The following is a 13,205-nucleotide window of genomic DNA, read 5'->3' as shown; positions in this document are numbered from 1 at the left end:
GGACCTGCCGCATGGCGGCTCCACGTGCGGCGCGCTGGACGGTGCGGGGGCGGCGGGTCTAGGGAAATGCTGCATAGCAGCAAAGGTTGGGCACCAGATGCCTGAGCACTACCGCCGGCTCGCCATACTTCTCGGCGCGCTGACCGCCCTCGGCCCCTTGGGCATCGACATGTACCTGCCCGCCTTTCCCGCCATGGGCGCCGATCTCGGTGCCAGCCCGGCGGCCATCCAGCGCACGCTGGCCGTCTTCCTTCTGGGCATGGCGGCGGGGCAGTTGGTGTACGGCCCGCTGTCGGACCGGCTGGGACGGCGCCTGCCGTTGTTCGTCGGCATGGGGGTCTACACCCTCGCCTCCATCGGCTGCGCCGTGGCGAGTTCCGCCGATGCGCTGGTCTGGCTGCGGCTGGCACAGGCGCTCGGTGGTTGTGTCGGCGTGGTGGTGGCGCGCGCCGTGGTGCGCGACCTGTGCGACGAGCGCGGCGCGGTGCGCATGATGTCCATGCTGATGCTGGCGATGGGCGCGGCGCCGATCCTGGCGCCGATGCTTGGCGGCTGGATGCTGGCAGCGCTCGGCTGGCGCGCGATCTTCTGGTTCCTGGCCATCTATGGCGTACTGGCCCTGGTGGTGATGCAGGCCTGGCTGCCGGAAAGCCTGCCGCCGGAGCGCCGGCGGCAGGACAATTTCGGCGCGGTGCTGCTGGTCTATCTCAGCCTGCTGAAGGATCGCCGCTTCCTGGCCCATGCGCTGGCCGGGGCGCTGCCGATGGCGGGGCTGTTTGCCTATCTCGTCGGCTCGCCGCATCTGCTGATGCAGGTGCATGGGCTGGGGCCGGTGGAATACGGCATGGCCTTCGGCGGCAATGCCTTCGGCCTGATCCTGGCGAGCCAGGTCATCTCGCGCCTGGTGCGCCGGCAGGCGCCGTCGAAGCTGCTGGTCATCACCCTTTCGCTGCTCGCGACGGCCAGTGTCGGCGTGCTGCTGGCGGTGGCCAGCGGCGCGTTGCTGCCGCTGCTGGCCGCCTTCTTCCTGTTTCTGGCCTTCATGGGATCGGTGCTGCCGCTGAGCACGGCCCTGGCGATGGCGCCGATGGGCCGCATGGCGGGCAGCGCCTCCGCCCTGATGGGCACGCTGCAATTCGGCGTCGGCGCCGTGGTGGGCGCCGTTCTCGGCGCCTTCGGCGGCACCTCCGCTTTGGCGATGGGCGGGGCGATCGCGCTGGCGGGCCTGGGCGGGCTGACCGCGCATCTGGCGCTGCGGCGCACGGTCTGAGGATCAGCGCCGCATCAGCGCCTCCGCCGCCGCCACGATCTTCGCCGTGTCCACCTTCAGCGCATCCTCCAGCGGCGGCGCGAAGGGCACCGGGACGCGGGGCTGGCCAAGCCGGCCCACCGCCTTCAACCCACCGGGGCCGAGCAGCTCCACCATCCGCGCCACCACCTCCGCCCCGAAGCCCCCGGTGGTCACCGCCTCATGCACCACCAGCAGCCGCCCGGTGCGGCGGAGGGAGGCGGCGACGGCCGCCTCGTCCCAGGGCCATAGGGTCCGGAGGTCCAGCACATCGGCGGCGATGCCGCGCGCCGCCAGCAGCGCCGCTGCTTCCTCCACCTGCGGCACGATGGCGGACCAGGTGACGAGGGTCAGGTCGCCACCCTCCCGCAGCCGGCGCGCCTGGCCGAAGGGGATCGGCTCGATCACCTCCGCCACCGGGCCGGTCAGCGGGAACAGGTTCTTCGGGTCGAAGAACAGCACCGGGTCGTCGCTGCGGATGGCCGTCACCAGCAGCCCGGCGGTGTCGGCGGGGGAGGAGGGCACGGCGACCACCAGCCCCGGGATATGGGTGAACCAGGATTCCAGCATCTGCGAGTGCTGGGCTGCGGAGTTGCGCCAGATGCCATGCGGCATGCGGATCACCACGGCAGGCTTCGCCTGACCACCGAACATGTAGCGCACCTTGGCGATCTGGTTCACCAGCTCGTCCATCGCGCACATGACGAAGTCGAAGATCCGCATCTCGATGATCGGCCGCGTGCCGACCAGCGCGGCGCCGAGACCGGCACCCATGATGACGCTTTCGCTGATCGGGGTGGAGACCACGCGCTGGTCCCCGAACTCCTCCAGGAAGCCGCGATACTGGCCGAACAGCCCGCCACGGGCGACGTCCTCGCCCAGCACCCAGACGCTGGGATCCCGCCGCATTTCCTGCAGCGCGGCGCGGCGGGCGGCTTCCACCAGGGTGATGCTTTGCATGTCAGGCCTCCCCAGCCACGGCGCCGATATCCTGCACGTCTTCCCAGGCCACGGCCGGATCGGGCCAGGGCGCGGCCAGCGCCGAGGAGCGGGCCGCCGCCATTTCCGCCAGCGCATCGCCCTGGATGATATCCAGCGTGCTCCCGGCCACGCCTTCCGAGAGCAGCCGGGCGCGCAGCCGCAAAATGGGCTCCGCCGCGCGGGCGGCCTCCACCGCCGCGGGATCGCGCCAGGCGGCGGGGTCGGTGCTGGTATGGCCGGTGATGCGATAGGTGGTGGCGTGCAGCAGGCGCGGGCCAGTGCCGGCGCGGACCTCCGCCACCAGCCGTGCCGCCGCTTCGTCCACCGCCGCCGCGTCATTGCCGTCGACGCTGACGGTCGGCACGCCCAGCGCCTCCGCCCGCGCCGCCACGCCGGGGCCGGCGGTGACGCTGGCGGTGGCGGTGAAGGCGGCGACGCCGTTGTCCTCACAGACGAAGAGCACCGGCAGGCGGTACAGCGCGGCCCAGTTCAGCCCTTCCAGGAAGGGGCCGCGATTGATCGCGCCGTCTCCGAAGAAGCAGGCGACGATGGCATCGGACCCCATCAGCTTCAGCCCCTGCGCCGCGCCGACCGCGATCGGGATGCCGCCCGCGACCACCCCATTGGCGCCCAGCATGCCGACGCTGAAATCGGCGATGTGCATCGACCCGCCCTTGCCCCGGCAATGGCCGCCGGCCCGGCCGAACAGTTCCTCCATCATCCCCGCCACCCCGGCGCCCTTGGCCAGGGCGTGGCCGTGGCCGCGATGGTTGGAGGTGATGCGGTCGTCCCGCCGCAGATTGCCGCAGATGCCGGCCGCCACCGCTTCCTGCCCAATCGAGACATGCAGCGGGCCCGGGATTTCGCCGGCCTTGTGGGCGGCCAGCGCCGTCTCCTCGAAGGCGCGAATGCGGCACATTGTGGTATACAGCGCGAGCAGACGCGCGCGGTTGTCCCCGATCCTGGTCATCCGGCTCCCCCTCATCACCCCCTTCTGCGCGGGGGGCTTGCGGAGGATGCGGCAGCGCGCGAAGGAATCAAGCCAGGGAGGGCAGGATATGCCGGATACGGCACCGCTGGTGGTGGACAGCGTGACGCAACTCGATGAGGGCGCGCGGGGCCAGGTGGCCTGCTGTGCCAGTCACGGGGCCGTCTACGCCGCCTGGTATGCCGCCCGGAAGGGCGTGGCCGGGCTGCTGCTGCATGATGCCGGGATCGGCCGCGAAAGGGCCGGTGTCGGCGGCATCTTCTGGCTGGAAGGCCGCTTCATCCCCGCCGCCGCGGTGGCCCATGACAGCGCCAGGATCGGCGATGGCGCCGACATGGTCGCGCGCGGCGTGCTCTCCACGGTCAACGGCCCGGCCAGGGCGCTGGGGCTGCGGGAAGGCATGCGCGCGGCGACCGCGCTCGACCTGCTGCTGGCCGCCCGCCTGCCGGCCGGGGAGGCACCGGGCGCCATGGATGAGGCGCGGCGGGAGATTGCGACGGAGCAGGGCGTGCGGATCATCGCCCTCGACTCGAACGGGCTGGTCGGGCCGGAGGATGCCGGGCAGATCATCGTCACCGGATCGCATGGCGGGCTGCTGGGCGGTCGCCCCGCCACCGCGGTGAAGGCGGATGTGCTGGCCGCCATCTACAGCGACGCCGGCATCGGTGCCGACCAGGCGGGCCTGTCCCGCCTGCCGGCGCTGGCCGCGCGCGGCATCGCGGCCGCCACCGTCTCCGCCTTCTCCGCCCGCATCGGCGATGCGACCAGCAGCTGGGAGGATGGCTACATCTCCGCCCTCAACGGCCCCGCCGAGGCCCGTGGCGGCTGTATCGGCCTTTCGACCCGCGACTTCGTCGCCAAGATCCTGGAGAGTCTTTGATCATGTCCGCCAATGCCACCCGCCGCATGACCGGCGGCGCCGCGCTTGCCGAGATGCTGAAGCTGCATGAGCCAGGGCCGATGTTCGGCATGGGCGGCTTTCAGCTACTGCCGTTCTATGAGGCCTGCCGGGTGCTCGGCGTGCAGCACTACCTCATCAATGATGAGCGCTGCGGCGCTTTCGCGGCGGATGCCTATGCGCGGGTGACGAACCGGCCGGGGCTGGTGGATGGCACGCTCGGGCCGGGCGCGACCAACCTGGCGACCGGGCTGGCCGAGGCCTTCAATGCCGGCATGCCGATGGTCGCCATCATCGGCGACGCCAATCGCCAGCACGCCTGGAAGAACATGACGCAGGAGGCACGGCAATTCGACGTGCTGCGCCCGCTGGTGAAGGAGGCGATCCGCGTCGAGATCATCTCCCGAATCCCCGAACACATCCGGCGCGCTTTCGCGGTGGCGACCTCCGGCCGGCCCGGCCCGGTGCTGATCGCGGTGCCGGAGGATATCGCGCATGGCGAGCATGACTTCGACGCCGGCGATTTCTGGTTCGACCCGGGCACGCTGCGCGCCCAGGCGCGGCGCTCGCGCCCGGCGCGGGACGACCTGGCGCGCGCCGCCGCCTTGCTGGCCAAGGCCGAGCGCCCGCTGATCCTGGCCGGCGGCGGCGTGCATATCAGTGAGGCCTATGAGGCGCTCGCCGCACTCGCCGAGGCGCAGGGCATGCCGGTGGCGCATACCATGTCCGGCAAGGGCGCCATCGGCTGCAACCACGCACTCTCGGCCGGCGTCTTCGGCCGCTATTCCCGCATCGCCAACGACCTGATCGGCCTGAGCGACTGCCTGTTGGTGGTTGGCTGCAAGCTGGGCGAGATCGCGACCAAGCGTTTCTCGCTGATGCCGTCCGGCGTGCCGCTGATCCACCTCGATATCGTGGGCGAGGAAATCGGCCGCACCACGCGGCAGGATGTCGCGCTGGTGGGCGATGCGCGCTGCGGGCTGGAGGATCTGTTGTCCGAGCTCGGCCCCCGCGCCGATCGTCGCGCGGACTGGTGCGCAGAGGTGCCGAAGCGCATGGCCGCCTGGCTGGACTCGGCGAAGGACCGGCTGGAATCGGTGGAATCGCCGATCAATGTCGGGCGGCTGATGGGGGAGCTGAACAAGATCCTGCCGGCGGACGCCGTGCTGGTCGCCGATGGCGGTTTTGCTGGACACTGGGGCGGGCTGTTGTTCGACACCAAGCGCGCCGGGCGCGGCTTCGTCGCGGATCGCGGTTTTGCCTCCATCGGCTACGGCGTGCCCGGAGGCATCGGGGCGCAGATCGGGGTGGGGAAGGGGCGGCGCGTGGTCTCCCTGACCGGCGATGGCGGCTTCAACATGTCGATGGGGGACCTGGAGACCGCGCGGCGCGTCGGCGCGCCGATCGTCGCCTGCATCTTCAACAACGCGGCCTCCGGCTATGTGAAGGCCTTGCAGCACGCGGTCTTCGGCCCGGGCAGCTACCAATCCAGCGACCTGGTCGAGATGAACTACGCCAACATTGCCAATGCCATGGGCTGCCAGGGCATCCGTGTGGAGGACCCGGAAAAGCTGGCCGGCGCCATTCGCGCGGGGCTGGAGAACACGGATACGCCCACGGTGCTCGACATTGTGGTGACGCGCGACCCGGCCAAGATGCTGCCGGCCGCCGACAACCGGACGCTGAAGGTCAACAAGGGCGACCGCCCCGTCTGACCTTTCGCCGCCCTGTCATGCAACCGTCGTAACGGATTCGCGAGGTCTGCCCGATAGGGTGGCGGACCTCGGAGGAAGAACATGCACCGCAGCCGAATCCTGATCTTCTCGCCGCGCTACATCACGCTGACCCTGGTGGTGCTGGCGACCCTGGGGTGCCTGCTGGGCCTGGCGCTCGCCCCCGGCGCCTGGCCCTGGCTGCTGCCGCTGCTGCTGGCCTTCGGCGGGCTGACGGCGCTGGGCTTCCGCGACCTGTTCCACCCGACCCATGCCATCCTGCGCAGCTACCCCATCGCCGCGCACCTCCGCTTCATCATGGAGGAAATCCGGCCGGAGATGCGGCAGTATTTCTTCGAGGATGAGAAGAACGGCACGCCCTTCTCCCGCGACAAGCGCGCCGTGGTCTATCAGCGCGCTAAGGGCCAGCTCGACAAGCGCCCCTTCGGCACGCAGTACGAGGTCTATCAGGACGGCTTCGAATGGCTGCACCATTCCATGGCGCCGCGCCCGGTGGCGGAGGCCCCGCCGCGGCTGGTGATCGGCGGGCCGGACTGCAGCCAGCCCTACAGCGCCAGCCTGCTCAATATTTCCGCCATGAGCTTCGGCTCGCTCTCCGCCAATGCCATCCGCGCGCTGAACCGCGGCGCCAAGGCCGGCGGCTTCGCCCATGACACCGGGGAGGGGGGCCTCAGCCCGCATCACCGGGAAGGCGGCGGCGACCTGATCTGGGAATTGGGCTCCGGCTATTTCTCCGCCCGCGATGCGCAAGGTCGCTTTGACCCGGCGCTGTTCGAGAAGAACGCCACCCTGCCGCAGGTGCGGATGGTGGAGCTGAAGCTCAGCCAGGGCGCCAAGCCCGGCCATGGCGGCGTGCTGCCGGCGGCCAAGGTCAGCGCCGAGATCGCCGCCACCCGCGGCATCGCGATGGGGGAGGACTGCATCTCCCCGGCCGCCCACAGCGCCTTCGCCACGCCGGTGGAGCTTCTGCGCTTCCTGGCGGAGATGCGGCGGCTGTCGGGCGGCAAGCCCGCCGGCTTCAAGCTGTGCATCGGCCATCGCTGGGAATTCCTGGCGATCTGCAAGGCCATGCTGGAAACCGGCATCACGCCGGATTTCATCGTGGTGGATGGCGCCGAGGGCGGCACCGGCGCGGCGCCGCTGGAATTCATGGACCATCTCGGCATGCCGATGCGGGAGGGTCTGAACTTCGTGCACAACGCCCTGATCGGCATCGGCCTGCGCGACCGCGTGCGGATCGGCGCCAGCGGCAAGATCGCCACCGCCTTCGACATGGCCCGCGCCATGGCGCTCGGTGCCGACTGGTGCAATGCGGGGCGCGGCTTCATGTTCGCGCTGGGCTGCATCCATTCCCTGTCCTGCCATACCGATCGCTGCCCGACCGGCGTGGCGACGCAGGACCCGACCCGGTCCCGCGCCTTGGTGGTGCCGGACAAGACGCAGCGCGTCACCCAGTTCCAGGCCGCGACCGTGGCCGCCCTGTCGGAGCTGGTGGCGGCCGCCGGCCTCGACCATCCCAGCCAGCTCCGGCCTCAGCACTTCTTCCGCCGCGTTTCGGCGCAGGAGGTGCGCAGCTTCGCCGAGCTGTTCCCGGAACTCGCCCCGGGCGAATTGCTGCACGGCACCCATGACCCGCGCTTCCGGGAGGCCTGGCAGATGGCGGACGCCCATAGCTTCGCGCCGCGCGCGACTGTTACCCCGCGCCTGGAGCCGGAGGCGGTTTAGCCCCTATCCTGCCCCTCAAAGGGATGGAGGGGCGCGATGGGTCCGGCGACGGCGATGAATCTGGGGCGGCTGCTGACGCAGACCGCGCGGCGGCTGCCGGACCATCCCGCCCTGGTCTGGCGCGGCCAGGCCTGGACCTTCGCGGAGCTGGATGCGCGGGTGGACCGCCTGGCCCAGGCGCTGCGGGGCCTCGGCGTGGCCAAGGGCGACCGGGTGCTGGTGCATGCGCGCAATTCCAACGCCATGCTCGAAAGCCTTTTTGCCTGCTTCAAGATCGGCGCCGTCTGGGTGCCGACCAATTTCCGGCTGACCCCGGCGGAGGTGGCGTATCTCGGCGCCTCCTCCCGCGCCGTGGTGATGCTGCGGGATGCGGGGTTTGGCGGGCATGCGGAAGCTGTGCGGGCGGAATCGCGGCATCTGCGCCAGGTCGTCGCGCTCGGCGATGCGGGACCGGGGGAGCTGGACTACGAAACCCTGCTCGCCGCCGCCACGCCACCGCCGCCGGATCATGAGGCGGAGGTCGAATACGCCGATCCCTGCTGGTTCTTCTACACCTCCGGCACCACGGGCCGGCCGAAGGCAGCGGTGCTGACCCATGGGCAGATGGCCTTCGTCGTCACCAACCACCTGGCCGACCTGATGCCCGGCCTGACGGAGCGCGATGCCTCCCTGGTCGTGGCGCCGCTGTCGCATGGCGCGGGCATTCATCAGCTTTCGCAGGTGGCGCGCGGCGCCCCGACGGTGCTGCTGTCGGGCGAGAAATTCGACCCCGCCGAGGCCTGGGCGCTGGTGGAACGCCACCGCGTCTCCAACATGTTCACCGTGCCCACCATCCTGACCACCCTGGTGCGTCACCCCGCGGTGGACCGGTACGACCATTCCAGCCTGCGCCATGTGATCTATGCCGGCGCGCCGATGTATGATGCGGACCAGCAGGCGGCCTTGCAGAAGCTTGGCCCCTGCCTGGTGCAGTATTTCGGCCTTGGCGAGGTCACCGGCAATATCACCGTGCTGCGGCCCGACCAGCATCTGCCGGAAAATGCCGGAAGCTGCGGCGTCGCCCGCACCGGCATGGAGGTGGCCATCCTCGACGAGTCCGGCCGCCGCCAGAAGCCCGGCGAGATCGGCGAGATCTGTGTCCGCGGCCCCGCCGTCTTCGCCGGCTACTTCGAGAATGCGGAGGCGACCCGCAAGGCCTTCCTGGGCGGCTGGTTCCACACCGGCGACCTCGGGATGCTGGACGCGCGCGGCTTCCTGTTCATCACCGGCCGGGCGTCCGACATGTACATCTCCGGCGGCTCCAACGTGTATCCTCGCGAGGCGGAGGAAGCGCTGCTGACCCATCCGGCGGTGGCGGAGGCCGCGGTGGTCGGCCTGCCGCATCCCAAATGGGGCGAGGCCGGCATCGCCTGCGTGGTCTGCCATGAGGGGATGGATGCGGACGAGCCAATGCTGCTGGCGCACCTCGCGCCCCGCATTGCCCGCTACAAACAGCCATTGCGCATCGTGCTGTGGGATGCGCTGCCGAAGTCGGGATACGGCAAGGTGCCGAAGGCGCTGATCCGCGCAAAGCTGGCGGAGGAGGGGATTGGGTTCTAGCCGGCGCGGGGGCTGGACTCCCCGGCGCCGCCCCGGATACCACCCGCCCTCTCACCGGATGCGAAGCCTTGAGGCCATGTCAGAGACGATCCTGCAGGGCCGTCGCATCGCGGTCATCGGCAATTCCGGCGCCGGGAAATCGACCCTGGCCCGCACCCTCTCGCTCCGTCTCGGCATCCCGCATATCGAGCTGGATGCCCTGAACTGGCAGCCCGGATGGCGCGCCCTCAGCCTGGAGGAGCCCGAGACCTGGTCGCGCCTGGTCGCCCAGGCCGTGGACCGGGAGGACTGGGTGACGGACGGCAATTATTCGAAGGGCGCCCAGCCGCATATCCTGCCGCGCGCGACGGACGTGATCTGGCTCGATTATTCGCGCGCGGTCATCATGGCCCGTGTGCTGCGAAGGTCCTTCCTGCGCGCGCTGTCGGGCTGGGAATTGTGGCCGGGCACCGGCAACCGGGAGGATTTCCGCCGCTGGCTGCGCAAGGACCATCCGATCCGATGGAGCTGGGACACCTACCGCAGCGCCAGCGCGAGGCGGGCGCAGATCTTCGCCGGACCGGCCCTCGACCATGCCCGAAAACACCGCCTGCACACGCCCTCCGAGACGCGGCGCTGGCTCGCCCGGCTGGGCTGCGCCGGCTAGCGCCGCCGCCCGGCCAGATAGCTGGCGCCTTCCGGTCCCGCGATCTCCGCATGCGGCCTGTCGCGCGGCACGTCGAAGACCTCGCCGGGGCCGTAGCTGTGCCGGGCCCCGCCCAGGGCCAGCACCAGCCGGCCGGACAGGATCAGCAGCCGGGCGTCGAAGGGGTGGCTGTGTTCCGGCGTCGCCTCGGCCGGCGTCAGTTGCCGCTCCACCGTCTCGGAGAAGCCGTCGAGCGCCAGGCTCGCTTCGAAAGCTGCGCGTTCCATCCCCGTCTCCCCCGCCGGGCCAAACCGGTCTAGCCTTGCGCCGCAGTATCCACCGGAGCCCGCCATGTCCGCCACCCTCTTCGCCAATGCCCGCATCCTCGATGGCCGTGTCGACGGGGGGATCGAGGGCCATGTCCTGGTGGAGGACGGCCGGATCAAGGAGGTGTCGGACAAGCCGATCAGCGCCACCGCCGCCCGGCAGGTGGACCTCGCCGGCCGCACGCTGATGCCGGGGCTGATCGACGCGCATGTGCATGTCATCTCCACCACGGTGAATTTCGGCCTGAACGCCCTGCTGCCGGATGCGGTGATCGCCTTCCGGTCGTCGCGGATCATGAACGCCATGCTGATGCGCGGCTTCACCACCATCCGCGACCTCGGCGGCGCAACGCAGGGGCTGCGCATGGCCTGGGAGGAGGGGGGCTTCGACGGGCCGCGCATGGTGCTCTGCGGCAAGGCGATTTCCTCGACCGGCGGGCATAGCGACGGCCGTGGCCGCTTTGACGGCCGGGACATGAGCTACCTCGAATCCCGCCTCGGCTGCCTCGGCCGGATCGCGGATGGCGTGGATGCGGTGCGTCGCGCCTGCCGCGAGGAAATCAAGGCCGGCGCCGACTACATCAAGATCATGGCCAATGGCGGCGTCGCATCCCCCACCGACCCCATCGCTTTCCTCGGCTATTCCATGGACGAGATGTGCGCGGCGGTGGAGGAGGCGGCGATGGCGCAGACCTATGTCGCCGCCCATCTCTACACCGATGAGGCGATCAGCCGCGCGGTCGATGCCGGCGTGCGCAGCCTGGAGCATTGCAACCTCATCGAGGAAGCCACCGCCCGCAAGGCCGCCAAGGCCGGCGCCATCGCCTGCCCGACGCTGGTGACCTATGAGGCGCTGAAGAACGAGGGCGCGAGCTTCGGCCTCGGCGCCGAGAGCGTGGCGAAGATCGACACGGTGCGGCTGGCGGGCCTTGCGAGCCTGGAGAAGATGCAGCGCGCCGGCCTGACCATGGCCTATGGCAGCGACCTTCTGGCCGAGATGCACCGCCACCAGTCCGACGAATTCGTCATCCGCGGCCGCGTGCTGCCGGCGATGGAGGTGATCCGCTCCACCACGGTGCACGCCGCCAAGTTGCTTCGCATGGAAGGCCAGATCGGCACGGTGGAGCCCGGCGCCTTCGGCGACCTGGTGGTGGTGGAGGGCGATCCGCTGAAGGATCTTTCCCTGCTCACCGGGCAGGGCAGGCACCTGTCGGCCATCATGCAGGGCGGGCGCTTCATCAAGGACGCGTTGGCCGCTTGATCCCGCCCGAGGACCGCTATCCGCACGCGCCGCTGCCCTCCCGGCCCAGGCTGACCTGGCCTGGTGGGGCGCGGCTGGCGGTCTGGGTCTGTCCGAATATCGAGCACTACGAATTCCTGCCCGCGCAGATCGGCAGCCCGCGCGACCCCTGGCCGCGCACGCCGCATCCGGACGTGCTGTCCTATTCCCTGAAGGATTACGGCAATCGCGCCGGCGTCTGGCGGATGATGGAATGTCTGGATGCCCACGGCATCCGCGGCAGCGTCTCCTTCAGCATGAGCGTCGGCGAGATGTTTCCCGAAATCCTCGACGCCATGCTGGCGCGGGACTGGGACGTGTTCAGCCACGGGCTGTTCAACACGCGCTACCACTGGAACCTGCCCGAAGACGCCGAGCGCGCCGAGATCATGGCCAGCGTCGAAGCCTGGCGGCGGATGACGGGGAAGCAGTTGCGCGGCTGGTTCTCGCCGGCCGCGTCGAACACGCTGCGGACGCCGGACCTGGTGGCGGAGGCCGGCATCTCCTACCTCTGCGACTTCTACCATGACGACCAGCCGACGCCGATTCGTGTGCGTAGCGGCCGGCTGGTCTCCATCCCCTACAGCATGGACCTGAACGACGCGGTGATGATCGGGGCCGGCGCGGCGGAGGGTGAGGATTTCTGCCGCGCGGGCATCGACATGTTCGAGACGCTGTATGCGGAGGGGCTGACGCAGCCGCGGGTGATGTGCATCGCGCTGCACCCCTACATCATGGGCAGGCCGCACCGCATCCGCCATCTCGACCGGCTGCTGAGCCACATCGGCGGACATGACGGCGTGTGGTTCGCCACCGGGGCGGAGATGGCCGACTGGTATCTGGCGAATCACTACGACGCGGCGATGCGCGGATGATCCGGCGCGGCATGGATCATGCGATCCACCCCTACAGCGCGCAGCCGGACCGGCCGGACTTTCGGTGGCCGGGCGGCAGGCGTGTCGCCGTCTATCTGCTGCTGCATCTGGAACATACGGAAATCGCGCCGCCGGAGGGCACGCATCGCGACCCGCGCTTTCGCGGCGCCTTCTTCAGCGGCAACCCCGACTGGACCACCTATACCCAGCGCGACTACGGCAACCGCATCGGCGCCTGGCGCATCCTGGACCTGCTGGACCGCCTGCGCCTGCCGGCCAGCGTCGCCGTCAATCTGTTGGCCGCGCAGCGCCATCCGGAGCTGGTCAGCGCCTGTCGCGACCGGGGCTATGAGCCGGTGGCGCATGGAATCTCCGCCAGCCGCATGGTGACCAGCCGGATGACGGAGGCGGAGGAGGCGGCGGAGATCGCCCTGGTGCGGGATGGAATTTCCGGGATCTGGCCCGGCGCGACGGGCTGGCTCGGCCAGGACCACGGCGCGACGACGGTGACCACGCGGCTGCTGGCCGAGGCCGGTTTTGCCTATAGCCTCGACTGGGCCAATGACGACGAACCCTATCGCCACGCCTCCGGCCTTCTGGCCCTGCCGCCGCCTGGCGAATGGGACGATGTGCAGACGCTGTGGCTGCGCCGCGTGCCGGTGACGCGCTGGCCCGGGCTGGTGGCGGAGGCGCTGGACCGGCTGTCGGCGGAACCGCGTGGCGGCCGGGTGCTGGGGCTGGGCATCCACCCCTGGATGCTCGGGGCACCGCACCGGGTGCGTTACCTGGCGGAGGCGCTGGAGGGGATTGTCCGGCGGGGCGATGTGCATATCGCGACGGCGGGTACGCTGGCGGCGGAGGCGTCCTCTTCCGGACCTTGGCGCTGAT

At 70.2% G+C, this 13,205-nt stretch carries 12 protein-coding genes; 9 read left to right on the top strand and 3 right to left on the bottom strand.

The genetic code is table 11. The annotated features are described in order from the left end of the window. Positions 1 to 97: 97 nt before the first annotated feature. On the top strand, positions 98 to 1,270 hold the full coding sequence (locus tag JJQ90_RS00175) for a multidrug effflux MFS transporter (protein WP_216872460.1): 1,173 nt from the start codon (positions 98 to 100) through the stop codon (positions 1,268 to 1,270). A 3-nt stretch (positions 1,271 to 1,273) separates the two neighbouring features. Here the strand turns inward: JJQ90_RS00175 and JJQ90_RS00170 are convergent, their stop codons facing one another. Next, positions 1,274 to 2,248, bottom strand: coding sequence for an alpha-ketoacid dehydrogenase subunit beta (locus tag JJQ90_RS00170; protein ID WP_216872459.1), 975 nt, complete (start codon positions 2,246 to 2,248; stop codon positions 1,274 to 1,276). A 1-nt stretch (position 2,249) separates the two neighbouring features. Then, positions 2,250 to 3,239, bottom strand: a complete 990-nt coding sequence (locus tag JJQ90_RS00165; RefSeq protein ID WP_216872458.1) for a thiamine pyrophosphate-dependent dehydrogenase E1 component subunit alpha — start codon at positions 3,237 to 3,239, stop codon at positions 2,250 to 2,252. Between the two features lie 88 nt (positions 3,240 to 3,327). Here JJQ90_RS00165 and JJQ90_RS00160 point away from each other — a divergent pair, with 88 nt between their 5' ends. The 5 genes from JJQ90_RS00160 (at position 3,328) to JJQ90_RS00140 (ending at position 9,858) form a co-directional block, all read left to right on the top strand. After that, positions 3,328 to 4,137, top strand: a complete 810-nt coding sequence (locus JJQ90_RS00160; protein WP_216872457.1) for a hypothetical protein — start codon at positions 3,328 to 3,330, stop codon at positions 4,135 to 4,137. 2 nt (positions 4,138 to 4,139) lie between these two features. After that, complete coding sequence (locus tag JJQ90_RS00155) at positions 4,140 to 5,870, top strand: thiamine pyrophosphate-binding protein (protein ID WP_216872456.1); 1,731 nt, start codon at positions 4,140 to 4,142, stop codon at positions 5,868 to 5,870. Between the two features lie 81 nt (positions 5,871 to 5,951). Then, the gene (locus JJQ90_RS00150) at positions 5,952 to 7,613 is read left to right on the top strand and encodes an FMN-binding glutamate synthase family protein (RefSeq protein ID WP_216872455.1); all 1,662 of its coding nucleotides are present in this window, start codon (positions 5,952 to 5,954) and stop codon (positions 7,611 to 7,613) included. A gap of 36 nt (positions 7,614 to 7,649) precedes the next feature. Then, complete coding sequence (locus tag JJQ90_RS00145) at positions 7,650 to 9,212, top strand: acyl-CoA synthetase (protein ID WP_216872454.1); 1,563 nt, start codon at positions 7,650 to 7,652, stop codon at positions 9,210 to 9,212. Positions 9,213 to 9,288: 76 nt separating this feature from the next. Then, positions 9,289 to 9,858, top strand: a complete 570-nt coding sequence (locus tag JJQ90_RS00140) for a P-loop NTPase family protein (RefSeq protein ID WP_230410284.1) — start codon at positions 9,289 to 9,291, stop codon at positions 9,856 to 9,858. Here JJQ90_RS00140 and JJQ90_RS00135 read toward each other — a convergent pair. Next, positions 9,855 to 10,124 (bottom strand): cupin domain-containing protein, encoded by a 270-nt coding sequence (locus tag JJQ90_RS00135; protein ID WP_216872452.1) that lies wholly within the window; start codon positions 10,122 to 10,124, stop codon positions 9,855 to 9,857. The genes JJQ90_RS00140 and JJQ90_RS00135 overlap by 4 nt on opposite strands. Before the next feature lie 64 nt (positions 10,125 to 10,188). On the opposite strand from JJQ90_RS00135, the gene JJQ90_RS00130 reads away from it, so the two are divergent. The 3 genes from JJQ90_RS00130 to JJQ90_RS00120 are packed head-to-tail and all read left to right on the top strand — an operon-like array spanning position 10,189 to position 13,204. Beyond that, complete coding sequence (locus JJQ90_RS00130) at positions 10,189 to 11,424, top strand: metal-dependent hydrolase family protein (RefSeq protein WP_216872451.1); 1,236 nt, start codon at positions 10,189 to 10,191, stop codon at positions 11,422 to 11,424. Further along, a complete protein-coding gene (locus JJQ90_RS00125) occupies positions 11,421 to 12,317 on the top strand; it encodes a polysaccharide deacetylase family protein (protein WP_216872450.1) in 897 nt (298 codons plus the stop codon). Before JJQ90_RS00130 ends, JJQ90_RS00125 begins: the two co-directional genes overlap by 4 nt. Before the next feature lie 11 nt (positions 12,318 to 12,328). After that, positions 12,329 to 13,204, top strand: a complete 876-nt coding sequence (locus tag JJQ90_RS00120; RefSeq protein ID WP_216872449.1) for a polysaccharide deacetylase family protein — start codon at positions 12,329 to 12,331, stop codon at positions 13,202 to 13,204. Position 13,205: the final 1 nt, after the last annotated feature.

The sequence above is a fragment of the Falsiroseomonas oleicola genome, from assembly GCF_019029495.1.
Lineage (GTDB): Bacteria > Pseudomonadota > Alphaproteobacteria > Acetobacterales > Acetobacteraceae > Falsiroseomonas > Falsiroseomonas oleicola.
Note: the sequence above shows the minus strand (reverse complement) of the source record. Positions and strands in the feature narration are given on the sequence as shown.

Excerpts from the sequence above, each read along its gene's own strand:
- JJQ90_RS00175 (WP_216872460.1), top strand. The coding sequence starts at position 98 with ATGCCTGAGCACTACCGCCGGCTCGCCATACTTCTCGGCGCGCTGACC.
- JJQ90_RS00170 (WP_216872459.1), bottom strand. The coding sequence starts at position 2,248 with ATGCAAAGCATCACCCTGGTGGAAGCCGCCCGCCGCGCCGCGCTGCAG.
- JJQ90_RS00165 (WP_216872458.1), bottom strand. The coding sequence starts at position 3,239 with ATGACCAGGATCGGGGACAACCGCGCGCGTCTGCTCGCGCTGTATACC.
- JJQ90_RS00160 (WP_216872457.1), top strand. The coding sequence starts at position 3,328 with ATGCCGGATACGGCACCGCTGGTGGTGGACAGCGTGACGCAACTCGAT.
- JJQ90_RS00155 (WP_216872456.1), top strand. The coding sequence starts at position 4,140 with ATGTCCGCCAATGCCACCCGCCGCATGACCGGCGGCGCCGCGCTTGCC.
- JJQ90_RS00150 (WP_216872455.1), top strand. The coding sequence starts at position 5,952 with ATGCACCGCAGCCGAATCCTGATCTTCTCGCCGCGCTACATCACGCTG.
- JJQ90_RS00145 (WP_216872454.1), top strand. The coding sequence starts at position 7,650 with ATGGGTCCGGCGACGGCGATGAATCTGGGGCGGCTGCTGACGCAGACC.
- JJQ90_RS00140 (WP_230410284.1), top strand. The coding sequence starts at position 9,289 with ATGTCAGAGACGATCCTGCAGGGCCGTCGCATCGCGGTCATCGGCAAT.
- JJQ90_RS00135 (WP_216872452.1), bottom strand. The coding sequence starts at position 10,124 with ATGGAACGCGCAGCTTTCGAAGCGAGCCTGGCGCTCGACGGCTTCTCC.
- JJQ90_RS00130 (WP_216872451.1), top strand. The coding sequence starts at position 10,189 with ATGTCCGCCACCCTCTTCGCCAATGCCCGCATCCTCGATGGCCGTGTC.
- JJQ90_RS00120 (WP_216872449.1), top strand. The coding sequence starts at position 12,329 with ATGGATCATGCGATCCACCCCTACAGCGCGCAGCCGGACCGGCCGGAC.